Annotated in this window: 16 protein-coding genes and 1 pseudogene; 13 read left to right on the top strand and 4 right to left on the bottom strand. The window is 42.3% G+C overall.

Annotated features, from left to right (window positions below):
* Window positions 1–8: 8 nt before the first annotated feature.
* Entirely contained in the window at window positions 9–437 is a 429-nt protein-coding gene (locus tag IQO02_RS16095) for a PACE efflux transporter (RefSeq protein ID WP_016785403.1), read from the top strand.
* A gap of 257 nt (window positions 438–694) precedes the next feature.
* Here the strand turns inward: IQO02_RS16095 and IQO02_RS16090 are convergent, their stop codons facing one another.
* Window positions 695–1,702, bottom strand: a complete 1,008-nt coding sequence (locus IQO02_RS16090; protein ID WP_016788038.1) for a helix-turn-helix domain-containing protein — start codon at window positions 1,700–1,702, stop codon at window positions 695–697.
* A 159-nt stretch (window positions 1,703–1,861) separates the two neighbouring features.
* On the opposite strand from IQO02_RS16090, the gene IQO02_RS16085 reads away from it, so the two are divergent.
* From IQO02_RS16085 to IQO02_RS16070, 4 genes are read left to right on the top strand one after another with little or no spacing between them, the layout of a single operon-like run.
* The gene (locus tag IQO02_RS16085; protein WP_016793017.1) at window positions 1,862–2,983 is read left to right on the top strand and encodes an HlyD family secretion protein; all 1,122 of its coding nucleotides are present in this window, start codon (window positions 1,862–1,864) and stop codon (window positions 2,981–2,983) included.
* Complete coding sequence (locus tag IQO02_RS16080) at window positions 2,973–3,992, top strand: DUF2955 domain-containing protein (RefSeq protein ID WP_016793016.1); 1,020 nt, start codon at window positions 2,973–2,975, stop codon at window positions 3,990–3,992. Before IQO02_RS16085 ends, IQO02_RS16080 begins: the two co-directional genes overlap by 11 nt.
* Before the next feature lie 22 nt (window positions 3,993–4,014).
* Entirely contained in the window at window positions 4,015–5,115 is a 1,101-nt protein-coding gene (locus IQO02_RS16075) for an AI-2E family transporter (protein WP_016793015.1), read from the top strand.
* Window positions 5,116–5,775 (top strand): potassium channel family protein, encoded by a 660-nt coding sequence (locus IQO02_RS16070; protein WP_016796765.1) that lies wholly within the window; start codon window positions 5,116–5,118, stop codon window positions 5,773–5,775.
* A gap of 112 nt (window positions 5,776–5,887) precedes the next feature.
* Here the strand turns inward: IQO02_RS16070 and IQO02_RS16065 are convergent.
* Window positions 5,888–6,145: pseudogene (locus IQO02_RS16065) on the bottom strand (hypothetical protein); the annotation flags it as partial.
* A 458-nt stretch (window positions 6,146–6,603) separates the two neighbouring features.
* Between IQO02_RS16065 and IQO02_RS16060 the strand changes: the two are divergent.
* Complete coding sequence (locus IQO02_RS16060; RefSeq protein ID WP_016793447.1) at window positions 6,604–7,197, top strand: hypothetical protein; 594 nt, start codon at window positions 6,604–6,606, stop codon at window positions 7,195–7,197.
* A gap of 230 nt (window positions 7,198–7,427) precedes the next feature.
* On the opposite strand, the gene IQO02_RS16055 is transcribed toward IQO02_RS16060, so the two are convergent.
* A complete protein-coding gene (locus tag IQO02_RS16055; protein WP_016799301.1) occupies window positions 7,428–7,637 on the bottom strand; it encodes a hypothetical protein in 210 nt (69 codons plus the stop codon).
* 929 nt (window positions 7,638–8,566) lie between these two features.
* Between IQO02_RS16055 and IQO02_RS16050 the strand changes: the two genes are divergently transcribed.
* The 6 genes from IQO02_RS16050 to IQO02_RS16025 all read left to right on the top strand — a co-directional run bounded on the left by IQO02_RS16050 (window position 8,567) and on the right by IQO02_RS16025 (window position 18,687).
* Window positions 8,567–9,499, top strand: a complete 933-nt coding sequence (locus tag IQO02_RS16050) for a siderophore ABC transporter substrate-binding protein (RefSeq protein WP_102282431.1) — start codon at window positions 8,567–8,569, stop codon at window positions 9,497–9,499.
* A 98-nt stretch (window positions 9,500–9,597) separates the two neighbouring features.
* Entirely contained in the window at window positions 9,598–10,551 is a 954-nt protein-coding gene (locus tag IQO02_RS16045) for an ABC transporter permease (protein ID WP_016768309.1), read from the top strand.
* Window positions 10,544–11,494, top strand: coding sequence for an iron chelate uptake ABC transporter family permease subunit (locus tag IQO02_RS16040; protein ID WP_016768310.1), 951 nt, complete (start codon window positions 10,544–10,546; stop codon window positions 11,492–11,494). Before IQO02_RS16045 ends, IQO02_RS16040 begins: the two co-directional genes overlap by 8 nt.
* Before the next feature lie 12 nt (window positions 11,495–11,506).
* The gene (locus IQO02_RS16035) at window positions 11,507–12,271 is read left to right on the top strand and encodes an ABC transporter ATP-binding protein (RefSeq protein WP_010430471.1); all 765 of its coding nucleotides are present in this window, start codon (window positions 11,507–11,509) and stop codon (window positions 12,269–12,271) included.
* A gap of 469 nt (window positions 12,272–12,740) precedes the next feature.
* Window positions 12,741–13,766, top strand: coding sequence for an HD-GYP domain-containing protein (locus tag IQO02_RS16030; RefSeq protein WP_010430468.1), 1,026 nt, complete (start codon window positions 12,741–12,743; stop codon window positions 13,764–13,766).
* Window positions 13,759–18,687 (top strand): ATP-binding protein, encoded by a 4,929-nt coding sequence (locus tag IQO02_RS16025; protein ID WP_102282430.1) that lies wholly within the window; start codon window positions 13,759–13,761, stop codon window positions 18,685–18,687. Before IQO02_RS16030 ends, IQO02_RS16025 begins: the two co-directional genes overlap by 8 nt.
* Before the next feature lie 179 nt (window positions 18,688–18,866).
* On the opposite strand, the gene IQO02_RS16020 is transcribed toward IQO02_RS16025, so the two are convergent.
* A complete protein-coding gene (locus IQO02_RS16020; protein WP_016768313.1) occupies window positions 18,867–19,757 on the bottom strand; it encodes a LysR family transcriptional regulator in 891 nt (296 codons plus the stop codon).
* Between the two features lie 259 nt (window positions 19,758–20,016).
* Between IQO02_RS16020 and IQO02_RS16015 the strand changes: the two genes are divergently transcribed.
* On the top strand, window positions 20,017–21,192 hold the full coding sequence (locus tag IQO02_RS16015; RefSeq protein ID WP_016792675.1) for an MFS transporter: 1,176 nt from the start codon (window positions 20,017–20,019) through the stop codon (window positions 21,190–21,192).
* The last annotated feature ends 257 nt before the right edge of the window (window positions 21,193–21,449 follow it).

Raw genomic sequence — 21,449 nt, 5'->3', positions numbered from 1 at the left:
AGGAATGTATGAGTACGTTAGAAAGAGTGTTTCACTCTGTGTTATTTGAAGTATTGGCCGTAACACTTTCCATTGTCGGCTTAGCGATATTTACCGATCATGATGTGAACGCCTTATCAGGAACCATGATAGTTGTTGCGAGTATCGCGATGATGTGGAACTACTGTTTTAATCGCATTTTTGATCGCCATTTCACGGGGGAAAAATCACAGCGTTCACTTAAGTTACGTGTTTTTCATGTCGTGTTATTTGAGGCTGGCTTGCTGGTGGCGACGATCCCTGTGATGGCGTACTTGCTCAACGTCGGTATTTGGCAGGCATTTTTGATGGATATCGGCGTGACCATTTTTATTACCATTTACGCATTTGTATTCAACCTGATTTACGACCATGTTCGAGCGTTTTTGGTGCATAGATCCAATCTCGCAGTTCAGTAATCTGCTAAGTCAGTAAATGCTATTTTGGCTACTAACTGATTGTTTATTCGTTATTTTTACGGAGGTATTCGGCTAGTAAGCCTAGGTCACTCGTCATTTATTCTGCTATCTTCAATAAGGTGATAATTTGAAATACAAGCCAAACCTGAAGCAAGCTATCGAAGTGCGGATAGGGCGCTTTATCGTGCCAAGGGCAGTGGCCGAAATAGGGTATGTAGTTCTAGTCCGAGTTGCCCAGAGCCAATTGCCTTGGTTAATTATAATCGTGTCTGAGCCGAAATTGAGCGTTGGTAAATCTTTGGGGTAATACCGGAGACTCGTTTAAAGGCTCTAGAAAAGTGGGAAATATTGGTGTAACCCAATTGGCTCGAAATGTAAGTCAACGTATGGCCTTCTTCCATCAGCTCACATGCGACGGAAAACATCAGGTTCTCTTTGATTTTCCGGTAGGTGGTATTTTCGTTTTTCAGCTTACGTTGAAATGTTCGTACAGAAAAGTTTAAGAGTTCAGCTGCCTCTTCAAGTGAGAGGTCTTGCTCCTTCATGTAGGGTTTGAGTAACTCGTAAACGCTGTCAGTAAAGCTTGTGTGCCATTCAATGATCGCCGGCTTGTTACTTAAGTCTTTGGCGGTGAGTCGAATCGGTAGTTGTAAGATCTCATCAGGGATAAGAACCGCGGTAGAGCGATGGCCGACAAACAGCTGGCAGTGATTGGAAAGCAGTGTTTTAACGATGTCGGTGTCATTGCCTTGCAAACGCACTTTGGTTGGTTGCCAAGGTGACTTAGATAGAATGGTGATTAATTCGATGATGTAGGTAATGGCAAAAACTTCGCCCCATTGGAACATGGGTGAATTATCTTCAGTTGCGGTTCGGCAGAACCAACTCTGACCATGCTCTTGAATGAAGTCGACTCTACTACCGGGAGAATCATAAGAGAAAATGGTGTTGATGTGTTTTAACGAATCCTCAATCGTTTCAAACTCGGTAAACTGATGCAAGACGTATGGGATGATTCGTCGTTTAAAGGCCAAACCGAGCACATCCGTAAATCGAGAGACACCGAGTTGTGACGAAGTCAGATAAATCAGTCGCTTGATGGATTCAGACGGCACAAAGTCACTTTCTGATTCAATGAGGCCGGGCGGCAAGCCTGAGTCTTCAAGCAACTTATACAGGTCTAAGCCATAGTCCGTGAACACTTGCACTAAGATTTTGGCATAACTTGTTTGTATTACTGGGACTTGGTAAGAGCGAGTAGCCATGATCAAACAATCCTTGTGTATCTATACGTTATTAGACGTGCATATCATTTACAGTGTTTTGTTTAGTAAATCTAACCCTATTTACTTGAGTTTTCCATGGTCGGGTTTATTTTTAAGATATTAATTTTGTTTGATTTTAGCTATTGAGAAGGGAGTTCCATGTCAGAAGTCAAAGGGAACAAGCAAGACGACAATGAAGAAAGTAGCCAACCCGAAAATGGTAAAGATAAGGTAAGAAAGGTCACCAATTACTTACTCGGGTTTGTGGCATTCACACTGTTATTTAGTGTTATCGCCGATCGAATTATTCCTATTACTGATAACGCACGTGTGAAGGGTTATATCGTTCCTATCAAACCTGAAGTGTCGGGCAAGGTGCTTGATATTTTAGTACAACCAAACCAATTGGTTAATCAAGGCGACACACTTGCGGTTTTGGATAAGTCTGATTATCGAATTGCAGTTCAACAGGCAGAGCAAAACTTAGAAATCGCAGGGCAGAATGTCGGTGCTCAGACTGCGAGCATTGCTTCTGCGCAAGCCAAGTTAACCTCTGCTCTGGTTGAGAAGCAAAACACTCAATTACAGGCTAAACGAGTGTTGGAAATGGCAGACAAAGGTGTCGTGTCTAAATCGGATGCTGACCAAGCCCGCGCTGCACTAGCAACTGCTCGTGCTGGTGTTACTAATGCGGAAGCGGATTTGGAACGTGCTAAACAACAAATGGGTAAAGAGGGCAAAGAAAACAGCCAAGTGAAAGCGGCATTATTGGCCCTAGAGCAAGCTCAATTAAACCTAGAACGCACGGTTATCAAAGCGCCAACTCAAGGGGGTGTGTCTAATTTTAGTTTGTCAGAAGGTTTCTATGCATCTGCGGGGCAAGCCATTATGACGTTTGTCTCAACCGAAGATATCTGGATCGAAGCTTACTATCGCGAAAATAGTTTAGGCAATGTCGCGGTCGGTGATGAAGTGGAAGTTGCTCTAGATTTTGCTCCGGGTCGAATCGTGAAGGGTCGAGTGAGCAGTATCGATTGGGGGGTCGATTGGGGACAAAATGATCAAGCTGGTAAACTAGCTCAAGCGAGTCAACAAACAGGTTGGTTACGCCAAACACAGATGCTTCCTATCACTATTGAATTTGAACGAGATGAGATGCAAGGCATGCTTCGAGTGGGTGGCCAAGCGGATGTGATTGTTTATAGCGGTGATAACTTTGTTTTCAATGCGATAGGCAAAGTATGGATTCGTCTGATTAGCGTATTGTCTTATGTCCGATAAGCCGATTCTTGACCAACAAACACAGCAACGGATCCTGAGGTATACGGTTGGGGTCACGTTGGCTGTTTTCTTGGCGGCATGGATAAACTGGCCACTTGCGTTTGTGGCGCCAGTGTTCACTGCTAAGTTCCTAATTGATAAACCAAATCTTCATAAGGAAACGGTCTACGAATTGCTCTTGGCAGTTGTGGTGACTATGGGGTTAGGTTTATTGCTATCGCGAGGAATTACCCATTACCCAATCCCATTGCTGATTTTAGTGGGGCTAATGATGCTTTGGGGTTACTACTTGTTTGTCGACCCTAAATGGAACCTGTTCGCCACCATATTGTTGATTGCTGTCTTGATGTTGCCATTCATGGCGATTGATAACCCTGGCGTTTCGGTAATGCTGGCATCTGGCTTAGCAACTTCTGGTGTGGTTTCAGTGATGATCTTTGCGTTAGTGCATGTATTTTTCCCTGAGCCTAAATCGGAGTTCTCAGGTTTTGCTGCTGCACCACTCGAAAAGAAACAGCGTTGGTATGCGGCCTTTAGGGCGATGATTATCTCCTATCCAGTGGTATGTTTTTTCTTTATTTTTCAAATATCTGAAGCTTTATTGACAATGATGTTCATTGCGCTGTTATCGTTGATGATTACGTCAGAGAAGTCGATAAAGTTGAGTGCTTTTCTAGTGATAAGTAACGGTATCGGGGGACTGCTCGCGATAGCGGCTTTTTCAATCCTTTCGATTGTTCCTAATATTATCTTCTACTCTTTATTCATAGGCTTGGTCGCTATTGTGATCGCCAAGAAGATCTACACAGTTCCCGAAAAAGCGCCGATTTTCGCCACTGCATTTAGTACGTTGTTAGTACTTGTCGGTAGCACTTTGATGAGCTCAGGCGACATCGATAGCAACACTCTTATACGCATATTCCAATTAGTGTTAATTGGAGTCTATATGATTTTGGCTTCTTTATTCCTAGAAACTCGGAATTGGAAGTTCCTACAAAATCAGCCTTAATTATGTTTTACAAGGACGTCTCATGAAGTTAACCGATGATTTTTCAAAACAGGCGATAGACGCTGCCATCAAAATCGCAGCGATTGCCATGCTCGTGTATTGGTGTTTCTCGATTTTGCGCCCATTCATTCTATTGGTTATTTGGGGGGCGATCATTGCAACTGCGCTCTATCCAGTTGCTGTCGCCATTTCAAATAAGACGGGAATGTCGAAAGGAAAAGCCAGCGCGTTACTGAGCTTTATCGGAGTACTGTTACTACTCATTCCTTTAGTTGCGCTCTCTTCCGGTATTTACACCAGTGCTTCGGACCTAATGACAGGGCTACAGGACGGAACCTTGTCTCTGCCGAAACCCAAAGAATCTTTGCAAGATATCCCATTAGTTGGTGAAAGAGTCTATGCCGCCTTGGTCCATGCTTCTTCGAATATAGAGGGCGTGTTTATCACGTATGCAGACGAACTTAAGGTATTTGCTTCTAAAATGGCATCGATCTTAGGCTCATTGGGTGGTGGTTTTGTCCAATTTATTATCTCAACCATCATTGCAGGTGCGTTCATGAGTAATGCCGATAAATGTCAAACCGGAGTGACTCACTTAGTGGTTCGTTTAACGGATGGCAAAGGTGTAGAGCTCGTGCAGTTATCTAAATCAACCGTGCGCAGTGTTGTACAGGGTGTGATAGGCGTTGCTGTGATTCAATCTATCATGTCGGCAATTGGTTTGGTTATCGCGGGTGTTCCAGCCGCGGCATTGTGGGCGCTAGCGGTGTTACTGGTCGCTATTATTCAGTTGCCTCCGATTCTTGCTTTGTTACCTGCCATTATTTACATGTTCAGTGTTGAATCGACACTGGCGGCGAGCTTGTTCTTAGTGTGGTGTATTTTGGTGAGCGGCAGTGACGCTATCTTGAAGCCAGTACTACTGAGCCGTGGCTCTCACATTCCAATGTTGGTGATTTTGCTTGGTGCGTTGGGCGGAATGGCGATGTCAGGAATCGTTGGTCTGTTTGTTGGTGCTGTGATACTGAGTTTAAGCTATGAGCTGATGATGGCGTGGCTTGGGCTTGAAGAGAAAAACCAAGAAGACACTGAGAAAAAACCAGTAGAGGCAGAGGAAAAATAGATGAAGCCAGTCTCTAAAGACGACAACTTCTACTTCTTATTCTATGCACTGTTGGTGTTGTTTTTTGGTTGCGCGGTGATGCAGCAGTTTTATCCGCAAGGCCAGAAAACAATACTATTTCTCATCATCATTACTCTGGCGAGTTCAATTGTTGGTATCCATAAAGAGCGAGCTTTGTATCGCTCTTGGTATGGGATGTTGTTGATTACGGCATTAGTGTCTGGTGTGTTTTCGTTTTTGGAAGGCTATAACCTGTCGATAGTGACGCTATCGGCGTTGGCTGTGTTCTTGTTTTCACACATTTACTCGGCGTTAAAACAGGTGATGAAAGCAAAAACGGTAACACCCAATCACATTATCGGCTCGATCTGTATTTACTTGTTGTTGGGGTTTGCTTGGTCGACCATCTACTTGTTGATTTTAGAAATATTTCCCAACGCCTTTAATGGGTTAGAAGAGCAAATCTGGCTAACCAATTTGTTTAATGCGATGTACTTTAGCTTTATCACATTGACTACGGTTGGTTATGGTGACATATCACCGGCATTACCTATTGCTCAGTTCTTCGTGTTTATGGAATCCATTATCGGCAGTTTTTACTTGGCCATAATGGTGGCGAGTTTGGTGAGCATTCGACTTACACAGTCTCAATCTCAATAGGGCATTTACAAATAATAGAGCACATACGAAGAAGCCCAGCAGTTGCTGGGCTTCTTCTATTTTGTGAGCTTTAAAGTCTGTTTAAGTTTGAACTCTGTGTGGGCGATGAATCTTACGCTTCAGTGCCTTGTATCTTCTCTAATTCAGCGATGGTCGTTTGTGACACAAGCTGACCATCCATGTAATAGCTAACGTTTTGACCCTCTTTGATACCTGTCAGAGTTGCCGTTTCACCAGAGGTATAGACGATGTCCATTTGAACCGTGTTTTCGTCAATCTTAATCATCTCACCCGTTTCAATCGTGCGATTGTTTGAAATTGGCCCAACAGGTGCTTCTTTCAAGCTTGGGTCTAGGTCGTCGTTCAGTTTTGAAAGGGAGGTTGTGGCAATACCAACGGTTACTTCATGACATAGGTGTAAGTTTTTACTGCAAGCCAACGTAAAAGGCGAAAGATAAGGGTAGTGGCTTTAAAAGCAAACTTGGCGATTGAGGTCATCGCTTCAGCCGCAATGCTCAAGCATTTATGTAAATCTGATTATTTGTATTCTGAGTAGGTCATCTTGTTATCTCATCTCTCGTTGTTATCTTTTACATATAAATAATGACTCCTGTCTAGCTCTATCCCCTGAGTACGTAATGTACGAATATTCAACGTGAAATATTTACCATTTAGTGCCACGTAGCTTAGAAATTAGCCGAAAGGGAATTCGTTGAGAGAAATTAAGCACCTGCCTAGGTGTAAGTTATTAAGTTACCGAAAAAACGAGGTTATATAGTGGTATGATCGCAGGCTCAGCACCATAAGTAATAAAGAATAGGAAACAGAATGACTCACCTTACCGAACAGCAAGAAGCTGCAATGGCGATGTTTAAAGAAAACTTACACCTTCCAAATGGTGGTTTTCATAAACTGATTATCGAGCTAAGTAAGGAATTTCAGCTGCCTTTCCAAAAGGTGCGTGCGGTTTTAAAGAAAGCTCAAAAAGATGTTGAACGACAGATACGAGAAGACTTTACCAACGTTGATGACACAGTACTGAGCCAAGCGAATTGGGTAAACATCATTAAGTCGAAGCTTGTTGAGTTAGCGGAAGAAAACCAAACGGTCATGGATAAGCTGCAACTCAATCTGAAATATCAAAAAGTATTGTCGGCAACCAATGGTTCAATCGCAAGCGAAGACGAACGTGACGAGTTGATTGAAGAGTTGATTCAAGCTTATGAGAAAGAGGTGTTCAAACCTTTACTGGCGATGCTGCATACAACAAAGCTGTATTGGAAGTTAATGCTGGTGGATGAGACATGTAAGATGAATGAGGAAAATCGTGAGAAGTTCAGTGATTACCCTCAACACATGCAAGCTGCAGAACACTTATATACTTTGGATCAGAAGTTAAGGTCTATGCCGTTAACTTATTAGTCCATGAATGCACTGATAATGACTCATTGGTGATTCAGAGTTTGATATAAGTTGGTTTCAATAGAAGCACGATAACCTAGCTAGCGTTAGCCGCGTGTGAAATGCAAAAAGGGCTAGGTTTCTGATCTGTTTTACTTCTACTCTATTTCGTTCAGCTAGAGCGAATTGAGGGTGACATCTTTTGTATCTTTGGAACTAGGCAGTGTTTCTTTTTGTAGCCTTTGGAAATGCTATAGGAGTGTGAAATGTCCTAGGGTGTTTCCGTTGCCCGAAACGATAGTTCCGATGCTGTCTCGTTCATTAAATTCAAAGTCGATGAGATAACTGTTGTGTTGTAGCTTAGGCAATATGTGGCGGTGAAGTATATCGCTATTGAGCTGTCGGATCTCGGTGACCCATGAAATCTCTTCTTTGTGTAAGTCTATTTTAATCTTGAGCATTTATTACCTTTTAGTTTATTGACTGTTTTTTCGCGTGATAGTTGGTACCAATGGGTTTGTCGTGTTGTTCTACGTGACATAACTGTGCCTTGTGTTTATTACATTTGTATTTAAGTGATCGATCTATTCTGACTTCGCTGATAAAAGAGCAAATGACGATAGATCGGTAGTAGGATCGAATTTAAAAGCTATTGAATGACTATCTGGGTGAAAGCTGACGCAGAGATGGTGTAACGAGGGAATCGAGAACTGTCTATGTGGAACTTGGACTTACTTTAGCATTAACAGCTCTATAGATTAGAGCCAGGTGGCGAACTATACGCCTAGTTTTTAAAATTACAACCCTATTTTCAATTAAATTTAAAAATATTTTTGAGTGATTTGTCATCGCTTACTGAAGGGTAAATGAGCGAAGAGCAGGGGGACTTGCCTTGATATGTGACTAGACTTGGCTTTGCGTCTGTTCGTATTCATTATCATTAGTGGTTTAAATTAAAGCAGTAAATTCACTAATGATTAAGTGGCTGTTATATATCATCTTTACATTGTAAATTACAAATCGTAACTTTGGGTCAAGTGCCGTGATTGCAGGTCTTTAGGTCACTTTTTGCCATCAAATGTCCTCTCCAGATTGATAATTATTTTCCTTTTCGTGTCTTTTTCTATTTCTGATTCCTAATACTTTTCTTGACTACGCAAAACATGAATACTCACTTTTACATTTCTGAATAATAAAGTTGTTGTGTCGCCAATTTAGTGCAAATATAATTGATAATAATTCTCACTTGCGTTACAAGTTTGTTGTCAAATCAATGACAGACTTTAAATTATCGTTATTTAGCAGTTGTGTACGCCCCATGCTCGTCTATGAGTGATGTGACTTTCATTGTCATGAGTAGTGGTTTTGTATCAATGGCAAAGGAAGAAACATGAAGAAAACAATCAATTCAGTTCGCCAGTTATTTAGCGGGCTTGCCATCGTTCTAGCATCATCATTCATGATGACCGCACAAGCGGAAACGGTCACCATTGAGCATGTAAAAGGCACAGCGCAGTTTACTGAAGTACCACAGCGAGTGGTGGTTCTTGGCCATGGTAGCTTAGACGTGCTAGATCAAATTGGTGTGCAACCAGTTGGCGCGCCTCATAGCTTGCTGCCTGATTACCTCGCTTCATACAAAGAAACGACTGCGAACACTGGCTCGTTGAGCGAACCTGATTTTGAAGCTATCTACATGTTGAAACCAGACATCATCATCGCGGAAAACCGCATGCTTAAGGTTTACGACCAACTAACACAGATCGCTCCTACGGTCATGTTCTCTATTGAAGGTGATAAGTACTGGGCTGACGCTCAACAAAACTGGCGCGCGCTAGGCGACATTTTTGGTAAGCAAGCTGAGGTCGAAGCGATCATTAAAGAGACTCAAGCTTCGATCACTGTGATAAACGACAAAGTGGCGTCTAACGAAACTTCAGCCATGATGCTAATGAACAACGGCAACAACATCGCTATGTTCAACAAAGGCAGCCGTTTCTCAATCATCTTTGATGATTTTGGCTTCGTTGAGTCAAAGAGTGCAACAGTGGCTCCGATCAAAGGAACACACGGCAATCTAATCTCTTTTGAATACATTGCTGATGCGAAACCTGAAGTGCTTTACGTTCTTGACCGCGAAAAAGCGATTGGCAGATCTGAAGGACGCGCACAACAACTGTTTGATAACCCATTAGTTGCGGCAACACCTGCAGCGCAGCAAGGTAACATCGTTTACCTTGATTCAAGTGCTTGGTATCTGGCAGGCGGTGGTGTGACTGCGATTCACAGAATGCTTGGTGATGTTGAACGTACTATTCAATAGTTACTCATCATCAGATTTTTGGGCTTATAAGAGTGTTCTTATAAGCCCTTTTCACTTTTCATACGGGCTACCCGAGACCTACCTTTAGTATTATTTCTATGTTGAAACCCATTGCAGCTGCTGTATTTCTTGTTGTGTTATGCATTGCGTCATTGATGATTGGAGTCGCTGAAATTAGTTTTAGTGACTTCTTCAACGGCAACCAACACGCCAACTCTATTTATATTGTTAGTCGAATTCCTAGGTTGTTCGCGATTGTGCTTGCTGGCGCGGGATTGAGTGTCGCAGGCTTGATCATGCAGCAGATCGTACAGAACAAGTTTGCCGCACCTTCGACTATGGGGACCATTGACTGTGCCATGTTAGGTTACATCGTTGGTATTCTAGTGCTGGGTAATGCCGCGCAATGGAGCTACTTAGGCTTTATTTTCGCGTTTGCCGTTTTCGGGACCATGTTGTTGGTGCGTTTCTTACAACACCTAAAATTCAAAAATGCGGTTTTGGTGCCTTTGATTGGCATCATGTACGGCAACGTCGTCTCGTCTTTAACAACCTTCATTGCTTATAAGTACGACTTAGTGCAAACCATGTCGGCATGGACGATGGCGAACTTTGCAAGTGTGTTGCAAGGCAGCTACGAAATCCTTTATCTGGCTGTGCCTGCCTGTGTGTTGGCTTACTACTTTGCGAGCCAATTTAGCGCGGCGAGCATTGGCGAGAGCTTTGCTAAAAACATCGGCCTGAATTACCAGAAAATCGTCTTCATCGGTGTTGCGCTTGTTGCTATCTGCGCCTCTTCTGTAGTGATGATCGTTGGCGTCATTCCATTCCTTGGCTTAATTGTCCCGAATATCGTGTCGTTGATGATGGGCGATAACATGAAGAAGATTTTACCTTGGACAGCTTACTGGGGCGTGATTTTAGTATTAGCTTGTGATTTATTAGCTCGAATAGTCATTTTCCCTTATGAGATCCCAATCTCGATGGTAATCAGCATCTTTGGTGGCTTAATTTTTATCTACCTAATCATGAGAGACAAGTCGAATGCGTGATTCAATAAAAATTGCGATTCTGGCTATCGCATCTTTGGGTATGGCGGCAGTATTTGTGGGGCAGGGACTCACGTGGGATAACTACGAGTTCTTCTTGTCTCTGCGATTACCAAAACTGTTGTCGATTGTGTTGGCGGCGGTAGCGATTTCTGCATCGTCATTGGTTTTTCAAACCATTACTAACAATCGAATTTTAACCCCATCCATCTTGGGTTTTGACAGTTTGTACATGCTGGTTCAAACGGTGCTTCTGTTTGTATTTGGCAGTACCAGTTTCTGGGTGATTGATTCCATCGCTAACTTTTCGTTGTCTGTGACTGTGATGATCTTGTTCTCATTTGCCCTGTTCCATTTCTACTTTAAGAGCAAGCGAAACAACGTATTTACACTGCTGTTGATTGGTATTGTGTGTGGCAGCGTATTCTCGAGTCTGTCTAGCTTCTTAGCGATGTTGATTGACCCGAACGAGTTCGCGGTGCTGCAGAATGTGATGTTCGCAAGTTTCAATAATGTGAAAGGTGAGCTGGTTTATCTCAGTCTTATTCCACTGGGTTTGAGCTTGCTTGGACTATGGTTGTTTGCGCCCAAGCTCGATGTACTTTGGCTTGGCGTCGATAACGCGACAAGCTTAGGCGTGAACACCAAGCGACTGACTCAGATTATCTTGGTGATTGTGTCAGTGATGGTGGCTGTGTCTACTGCTTTGGTTGGCCCAGTACTTTTCTTTGGCTTGATCACCGTGAGCTTGGCTCGTCAGATGTTCAGCTCTTATCAGCATCGTGTGCTTATCATTGCCAGCAGTTTATTAGCGGTGGTGCTACTTGTTTCTGGCCAATGGTTTATCGAAAAAGTGATGGCGTTTGAAACCACAGTGAGTGTGATCATTAACTTGGTTGGCGGTTTGTATTTTATGTTCTTGTTGTTACGCACCAGAATTCAGTAAAGGTAGTAAGTAGTGATTAAATTAACAGGTTTAAGTAAGAAGTATGGCAAGACACTTGTGGTGGATGATGCCAGTGCCATGTTCCCGAAAGGCGAAGTAACTTCTATCATTGGCCCAAATGGTGCGGGTAAAAGTACGCTGCTTTCAATGGCGAGTCGCTTAACAGACAGTGACGCGGGTGAAGTGGTTATTGGCGATAAGTTACTGGCTGAGTGGGATACCAAAGAGCTAGCGAAGCACCTTGCCGTGTTAAGACAATCAAACAACATCAATATGCGATTTACGATTCGTGAGTTGGTCTGTTTTGGGCGTTTTCCGCATTCCCAAGGTCGCTTGAAAGACGAAGATCATAAGATCGTCGATACAGCGCTCGAACACCTTGGCATTACCGATATCCAAAACAAATACCTTGATGAGTTGAGTGGTGGTCAGCGTCAAATGGCGTTTATCGCGATGGTTGTGGCACAAGATACGGATTATGTGTTCCTAGATGAACCACTGAACAATCTTGATATTAAACACTCTGTTGAAATCATGCAGACGTTGCGTCGTTTAGCGCATGAGTTCAATAAAGCAGTAGTGATCGTGATTCACGACATCAACTTCGCGTCTTGCTATTCAGATAACATTGTCGCGATGAAGAAAGGAAAAGTGGTTAAGTCAGGTAAGGTTGCGGAAGTGGTTGAAAAATCAGTGATGGAGTCGATTTACGAGATCCCATTTGAGATTCGTGAGTTCGATGGTGTTCGAATCTGTATGTATTACTCTGGTCGTTAGGCCTATTAGTTCCTAGATACAAAAAGGAAAAGAGCTCCCATATGAGGAGCTCTTTTTTATTCTCCAAGCTTCTTTGCGCGTTTGCTGCTTTATCTTCTTACAATTTAAGCTTCTTGTAATTTTAACGCCTTGTAACTTCGTCATCTTCTAAGATGAGCTTCTTGCGACTGTTGATAAAGTGACCCAGGTTGATCCTTTACAGTGCGTGGTACGGTGTTAGACCCATTAACACACTCCTCAGTACCAAGATATGTTTAACCATATACTTTGAGAGTATCAGAGTGTTACGCTGTAAGTTGCATAATAAATCCAGTCGAGTTTTTGACATCAAGACCTACTCATCGCTAGTTTGATGTTAGTCGAAGATCTATCCTTCATTTTTAACAAACATTTGTCATTTTCGTGTTGAGAGGTGTGAAAAGCCATCTACACTATGGTTATAACTGTTTGATTTTTATACGAGGTATCAATGAGTCGGAAACCTATAGTGTTAGTCGTAGATGACACCCCAAGTAATTTGGATGTGTTAACTGCAATACTCAAAGATATCTATCAAGTCAAAGTAGCAATTAACGGTACCATTGGTATTAAAATTGCGAAAATGGTACCGCAACCCGATCTCATTCTTCTTGATATTATGATGCCTGATATTGACGGATATGAGGTGTGCCAACAGTTAAAATCACAACCGAATACTGCCCATATTCCTATCATATTCGTGACCGCTAAAATTGGGCCCGAAGCGGAGGTAAAAGGATTGGCTTTGGGGGCTGTAGATTACCTTACCAAACCCATCACACCAGCTATTGCACTTCAACGTGTCAAAACTCACATTACACTTTATGACCAACAACGCGCGTTGTTTAGTCAGGTAAAAGAGAAAACTCAAGAGATCAATCTCGGTAAGCTAGAAACCCTGAACATATTGGGTAGAGCGGCTGAATTTAAAGATAATGAAACTGGTATGCACGTCATGCGCATGAGTCATTATTGTGAAGTATTAGCTAAAGCCTTAGGCATGACAGACGAAGATGCAGAGACTCTCCGTGATGCGGCGCCGATGCATGATATTGGGAAAATCGGCATTCCTGATAGTGTGTTATTGAAGCCCGGTAAGTTGGATGCTGATGAATGGGCTACCATGCAAAAGCACGTTGAGTATGGTGTTGAGATACTAGGTAGACAAAGCGATTCAAAGTTGATGCGAATGGCAACCCAAGTGGCGCAGTATCACCATGAAAAATGGGATGGCAGCGGTTATCCAAATCAGATCGCGGGTGAAGCTATTCCTTTAGTTGGTCGGATTGCGGCTGTTGCTGACGTGTTTGATGCTCTGACGGCTGAAAGACCTTACAAAAAAGCGTGGAGTGTTGAAGAGGCGCTTGCTCTAATTACGGAGCAGAAAGGCAAACACTTTGACCCGACAATAGTCGATTTGTTTCTCGTCAACTTGCCCGAGATACTAGCGATTAAAGAGAAGTTCAAAGATGAATAAGCGCTTTATTATATGGATTAATCAGTGTTTTATTCTCATTTCAAGCTTATCGCTTCTGATCGTTGGTTTACCACATGCTTATGCTGAAAGCGTCAGTGAAGATGATTTAACCCAGTGGTTAGAAAGCAAACCAACAGTGACCTTTATCGCGCTTTCCAGTCATTATCCTTATTCATTTATCGATGATGAAGGTGAGGTATCCGGTATTATTCGAGATTGGGCGAAAGAGTTTGAACTCAATTATGGAATTGAAACGAACTTTATAAGTGTGAACTCTCATTCCGAAGCAAAGCAGGTCCTACTTGATGGGCGTGGCGATGTTTTTCCTTTCCAGCAATTCGACCCAAGCGAAGGTGGTCGATTTCTCGCTACTAGCCCTTATATTCCCTACCAAATCGCGGTGATTCTCCCTACCGACGATCCTACTAATAATAACATCGAGCAATCTGATAAGCGTCGTATCGCCATGGTGCGAAATAGTATCGATCTAGAAAAGTCAGGAGTACAACTCAGCTCGATCGAAAGAGTTCAATTTGATACTGCTATTGATGCTATTCGTGCTCTGGAAGAAGGCTCAGTCGATGGCATGCTTGCTGAGCCAGTCACTACGCTAGATCTCGCTCACAAGAGCGGCGTATACAGTTTAGCGGTTAATTACGTTCTCGAACGCTGGAAATACATAGAAGCTTCAATGGTTGTTCGAACTAGGGACGCCAAACTGCTTGCTTTGTTAAACCAACAAATCGCAACATTTGATATTGGGAAGAAAAACCGGATTTTATCGCACTGGTTAAAAGGTTCGCCCTATCGCACTCCAGTAAAAGGTGTGTTTGGATTTGGTAACCCTCCTTACATGTACCCAGAAAGTACATCTGTAGGGATTGAGCATGACATTATGCAGCGCGCGCTCAACAATATGGGATATCGACTTGGTGACGTTGTCACTCTTCCTCGTAGCGCAGCCAACCAGGCTATTGATAATAATAGTTCGATATCGTTTGTTTCAGGAATACAGGCTGATGGGGCTTCAGTACATTTTTTGAGTGATAAAATCATGGATGTTGAGTTTGTACCTATTTCGCTAAAAAGGCGCAACTTGAACCTCAACTCTGCCGAAAATTTATCGCTGGGTGCTTTGCTATTTGATGATACTTCGCCAATAAAAAACTCCGTTGAGATACTGAGAAACAAAGTCAGTATCGGTAGCCTTGAGGATATCGACAGCCTAGAATCTGCATTTTCTCAGCTACGTGCACAAAACGTCGATCTATTAATGGTTGAGAAACGGGTGCTGAGGTGGTTTGTCATGAATACCCGTTTCATTGAGATGCGTGAAATCGAACTACATGAAGATTTTAAAGTCAACTATCCGATTTATGTGGATTTTAGATCAGCTAAGCTAAGAGACAGTTTCAATGAAGCGATTAAACATCTAAAGCAAACTAATGACGAGTTTGAGCAGATACTTGAAACTCAAGTTAGGAATGATCTTACTCCAGTACTTAGGAAGGCCGACATCATTGCTCAAATATCGGCTTATTTTATTGTGAATGACCGCTTTGAAGAGCTCCCTAGGATCTTCGATATATTCGATGCTGAGCATACTTTTAGAGTGATTTCCGCACAAGCAGATAACAACAAAAGGCCTATTGAGTCTTGGTATTTAGGCGAAGATCTCGATTCCTCACTGAACAAAAAAAACACCTCCAAATTATCATCTGTGACTAAAGGCGCTGGCTATAAAACGCAAACAGGAAGTGTTAATGCAGGGTTCATGACGTTTTACTTTGATGTTAGTTCCGTCGAAAGAAATTATGTATATTTCCCTTCCATTGAACAATTTGAATCGTTTGGAGAAGGAGCACAGCGTTATATCGCCGGTGTCTATCAATCAAACAACTTGACTGGTGAGCTTCTAAATCTCAGCCAAAAAGAGCGTCAATGGATCAAGAACCATCCCGAACTAAAAGTAGGTATCGACCCCAATTCATTACCTTATGAAGCCTTGTCTAGTAAGGATGAATATATTGGAATGATTGATGATTACCTGACGTTAATTGAACAAAAAACTGGGTTACGATTGAGTCATGTTGATGTTGAAAACTGGCAAGAAACTCGCAGACTTGTTGATCACCGTCAGGTTCATCTAGTGTCTGCTGCTGTCGAGAACCGCTCGTTAGGTGAAAATGTAAAACCAGCAAAAGCGCTATTTTCTAGCCGTCTTGCTATAGCTTCACACCGAGATATTAATAGTCTTGTGCTGGAAGAAGCTTATGGATGGAAGCTTGGAATATTAGCAAATGGTGCCAATACTGAAGCTATTGTGGAAAGTTACCCAAATATTGAATGGGAGCTTGTCGATTTTACGAGAAAAGGGTTGGAGCGAGTTGAGTCTGGTGAGCTCGATGGAATTATTGACACTGTCGACGTGCTTAATTACTTGATCGATTCGTTTGGTTACCGAGGTATTGGGATCATTGGGCGATTAGATTTTTTCTTGTCACCAACATTTCATGTCATAAAGTCTGAGCCGTTATTGTTGTCAATTATGAATAAAGCGATTGAAAATATATCGGCTGAAGATCATCAAAAAATATCAGCTAAATGGGCGGCACCTAAAGCGATTGAAAAAATTGATTACCAACTGGTTTATACCATATCGGTATTCTCGATCGTGATAGTGTTGCTGATTGTATTTTGGAATAGAAAGCTATCCAAACAAATCACTATTGCCAATAACGCGACCGAAGCACTTCGCAAAGCACAAGATCAACTATACAACATCCTGAATACTTCGCCTATCGCGGCGAGTGTCATTGTTGATGACCAAGTGCGTTATGCAAATGATACGGCCAAACGCCTATTTGGGGTGGGACGAAAAGAACTCTCTTCTATCGATGTTGAAGTTGTTTATGACTCTTTGTCTGATCGTGATGCGTTTGACAAAGAGCTAGATCTTAACGGTAAAGTAGTCAACCGGGAGTTAGTGCTGAGAAAGTTTGATGGAGGCCGCTTTGTCGCGCTTGTGAGCTATTACCTATTTGAACTTGATGGGGAAGTCGCGACTCTATTTTGGGCTTTTGATATCTCTGAAATGAAGCGCCTAAATGAGCAACTTGAAGAAGAGAAAGAGAGAGCCGATCTGGCTAGCCAAGCTAAATCTGATTTCTTAGCTAACATGAGCCATGAGATCAGAACACCGATGAATGCGATTATCGGTTTGTCTTATTTGGCTATTGGCGAAATATCTAATCCTGTTGCTCGAAATTATATCGAGAAAGTGCATCGTTCAGGACATTCACTGTTAAGTATCATTAACGATATCCTCGATTTTTCTAAAATAGAAGCGGGGCAGCTATTCATTGATAGCATCCCATTTAACCCTATGGTGACCTTTAAAGATGTCATAGAACTGATGGAGTCTAAGGCGTCAGAAAAGCAACTTAACCTATCGATGTCTGTTGACCCAGAGTTAAACAGTCCAATGCTCGGCGACCCGTTAAGGCTCTTTCAAGTCATTCTTAACCTTATTGGTAATGCCATTAAATTCACAGAGTTTGGACATGTGACATTAACCGCTGTTCTACTGGAGTCTAACGATCACAGCGTGAGTATGAAGATCAGTGTATCCGATTCGGGAATCGGGATATCAGAAGAGAATCGACACAAGCTCTTTCAAGCATTTAGTCAAGCTGACAGCACCACGACCCGAAAATTTGGTGGTACTGGTTTAGGTTTGAATATTAGTCAGAAACTCGTGCATGCTATGGGCAGTAAAATTTCAGTCGAGAGCGTGTTGGGTAACGGCAGTGAATTCTCTTTCCCTATCACGTTACTTAAATCGAATGCACAAGAACTTGAGCAATTTAAGTCCCAAGAATTAAAATTTGATTACCATGTTGAATTTAAAGGGCAAAGGGTACTTTTGGTTGAAGATAATGAACTGAATCAAGACTTGGCATTGGCGTTCTTGGATCGTTTCAAGCTAAACGCAGATTTGGCCGAAAATGGTCAAGAGGCCGTTTCACTAGCCAAAAATAATGATTACGAAGTCATTTTAATGGATCTTCAAATGCCAGTTATGGATGGCTTTGAAGCGACACGGAAAATTCGAGAGTTTGACATGCAAGTTCCTATCATTGCGATGTCGGCTAATGTGTTCGCTGATGCAAAACAGAGAGCAAGAGACGCAGGGGTAACAGATTTCCTAGATAAGCCGATAATCATTGATGAAGCGAGCTCTTTGCTTATTAAGTACATTGTGCCTGAGGTTATGGTCGAAGGAAAAGCTGCACCTTTAACGGATCAAGTGGTGAGCTCAGCGGAGAACGATGACCATTCCATTGATGAGAACTCTGAAGAATCTCCTGTATTCTCAAAACAGCGCTTTGATCAACTCACTCAATCCGACGTTGAACTCCAAGATAAGCTGCTTAGAAAGTTCGACAATAGTGCACCAAAGATCATGGCAGAGGCCTTTGAGAGTCATGAGAAAGGTGAATGGGTGAATTTAGAGCGTAGCCTACATACCTTGAAAAGTATGGCAGCATCGATTGGTGGAGTACGTTTAGCAGGCTTGCTAAGTGATTTAGAGGCGAAAGCCCATGCGAAGGAGTGTCATGAGTTTGATCTTCAAGAAGGTAAACATGGTTTGCTCGAGCTCATTAAGGCTATTGAAAGTCAATTTGATAAATCACAAGTAGTTGAAGCGGTTAATCTAGGAGCTTTGTCGTCAACGGTGACAGAGAAGCAAAGAGTGAAGTTGCTCAGTCTACTTGAAGCCTACGACAACGAAGCTGCGCAATATGTGTCTGAGTTACTTGTTTTGTATCCAAGTTCTGCCGAGCTTAAAGAGGTGCAACGTGCGCTGGATGGGTATGATTTCGAGCGGGCGACTGACGTAATCCGAACTTTTCAATAATCACATAATTTGTGTTAAATCACATCAGTACTCAAAAAATTGGCCCTTTTAACTGTTTTAGTTTAGGGGCCAATAATGTTGGAGGAACCGATGAAGCTAAAGGTCAAATGCAGTTAAAGATTAAATGCAGTAAACAGCTACAATACGGTAAAAGGGTCTAATCAAATCGGCAAACACACCTAATCACGGACATTTTGTTTGATTAGATCAATGACAGTATCGTATCTGTGTGGCAGTTTTCGGTTCCTCTTCTGAACCAAATACAGCGTTTCTTCTACCTTTACCTTTGGTGGTACAACGTACAGCTTATCTCTGCCTGGGAAGTGTTCAACAGCACCGGCGGGCAGTACCGTAAAGCCTAATCCTTTTGATACTGGTAGCAATATTTGATGAAGTTGATTGATGTAGCCAGACTTTGGTATTTCGTTGATGTTGATATTCGCCAAATCTTTGTCTCCGCATAAGTCGAAATACAAAGACAGATAATGGGCAGAGTCTGGGTGCGCAATTAATCCAATGTCATCCAACACTTTTGGTGTTATCTCTAAACCTGCATGGCTTTGATGGACGATTAAACACAACGCTTCTTTACCGATGACTTGGCTTTGATAATAACTGTCGTTTGGAGAATGTCTCACGATGCCGATATCTGTCGTGCCCTCAAGTAAGTCATTTAATATTTTCTTGTTGGGAGCTGCTTCTAGGTTAATGCTTAATTCTCTATGCTGTTGCTGCAATTCAAGAAGCTTTGGATAAAGGCGCAGAGATAAAGAGCCAGAGCACGAAAGGTTGCATTGCCCTGAATAAGGGTTATCAAAATTCAAAGACTCGAAAAGATCTTCTTGGTCTTTTTCCAGTTTGAGAGCATAGCGATACATAATGCGACCTTGCTCGGTAAGTTCGAAGCTCTTATTTTCCCTCGATAAAAGGTCACAATCACACACTTGCTCTAGCTTTTTGATATGTTGGCTAACTCCGGGCTGCGTCATATACAGCTTTTCGGCCGTTTGGGTAAAATGACCTACTTCAACCAGAGTCTTAAACGTGTTTAGCCAAAGCGGATTAATCATACTCATTTCCAAATCCCCAAACCTGTGAATAGCAAAATTAAAATCAACATGAATAACGAAAAATTATTATTCTATTAAGTAATGATAATTTCAACCTCAAAAAGACACTTCTATGGAAATCAAAGCAAGCTAGTGTAAAGCGAACGATATGTGTTTTTGGCTGGATACGGACGTTAATCTATTTATTGAGTAACAAAGTGTTGCGACTTTGTTGAATGTTTGGTTTATTGGCCGACTACGATCGTATTTGGGAATGAAGATGAATAGAAACGTTTGGCTGCTATCACTGTGTCAGGCCTTATTGATGACGGGTAATATATTACTGATTTCGGTGATTGGTTTGATAGGTAAACAGATCGCCCCTAGTGTCAGCATGATTACTTTACCCGTTGCTTTACAGTTTTTAGGTTTAATGGCGGCCACTATTCCCGCGTCTTTAATTTCAGGTAAGTTAGGACGAAAACGAGGGTTTAGTATTGGCAACGTAGTCGGTATTACAGGGGCAAGTCTTGCAACTTACGCGTTATCTCAACAACACTTTTATCTGTTTTGCTTCGCTACATTTTTGCTTGGGATAGGTATAGGTTTTGGCACGCTTTATCGTTTCGCTGCTATCGAAGTGTGCGATGAAAATGCTCGCCATCGTGCGATTTCTATATCAATGGCTGGTGGCGTTCTTGCTGCCGTGTTAGGGCCTAACTTGGCGATTATGTCGCAACAATGGTCGCAAGATGGCTTGTATATTGGTGCTTTTGCTTCGTTGATTGGATTGAACATTCTTGCGTTGCTTATCTTACAAACCATTCAATTTCCAAGAGTCTCTTTTAATAGTCAGGCTCCCAAAGCTGATCCTTTAGGTGTGATCGTTAAAGCACCGAACTTTATTGGAGCAGTTTTTGCTGCAATGGTCGCTTATGCGGTGATGAATATCCTAATGACAGCAACACCGTTGGCAATGATTGGCTGTGGTTTTGATTTTACCAAGGCGGCTGGCGTGATTGAGTGGCATGTTCTGGGGATGTTTGTACCTGCATTCTTTACCGGATCGCTTATCGAGAAGTTTGGCTCAAGAATGATGATCTTGGCGGGCGGGATTCTGTTCGTTGTCTGTATTGCGATTAACATTCATGGCGAATCTATCTGGCACTTCAGAGCGGCCTTGGTCGTGCTAGGTGTAGGTTGGAACTTCATGTTTATCGCGGCAACAGGCTTGTTTAGTCAGTCTTACCAATTGCAAAACAAAGCCAAGGCTCAAGCATTCAATGAATTTGTTGTCTTTGGTTGTGTGACTATCACAGCGATGCTTTCTGGTTGGCTAGAATCAACAGCAGGGTGGCAGAACCTTAATATCTACGTATTACCCTTCGTATTAGCTGTGATCTTGCTGTTCGCTTTTAGCGCGCGTAAATCGCGTGTTCAAAAACAGCCAGTATGATGATTTTCTGAGCCTCCAAGCCTCCAAGCCTCCAATTAATTCAAGCTTATTATAGGTAGTACGAATCTTGTTAGATTGAAATACAGACTAATAAAAAGCCCTACCATTTGGTAGGGCTTTGCTTACGGCTTAAATAATCACGTTTTCTTAAAACTGCTGTCGTGGCTTATCTCCTGTGACAACAGTACTTAAGTTTGCTTTCAAGTCGATATGGTAGAGTCCACATCGCTATTATTGGGTTTAAAAACCTGCTGTGA

The sequence above is a fragment of the Vibrio sp. OPT24 genome (assembly GCF_015163545.1).
Taxonomy (GTDB): Bacteria; Pseudomonadota; Gammaproteobacteria; order Enterobacterales; family Vibrionaceae; genus Vibrio; species Vibrio cyclitrophicus.
The sequence above is the reverse complement of the archived record's forward strand: the minus strand, read 5'-3'. Positions and strand labels throughout refer to the sequence as shown.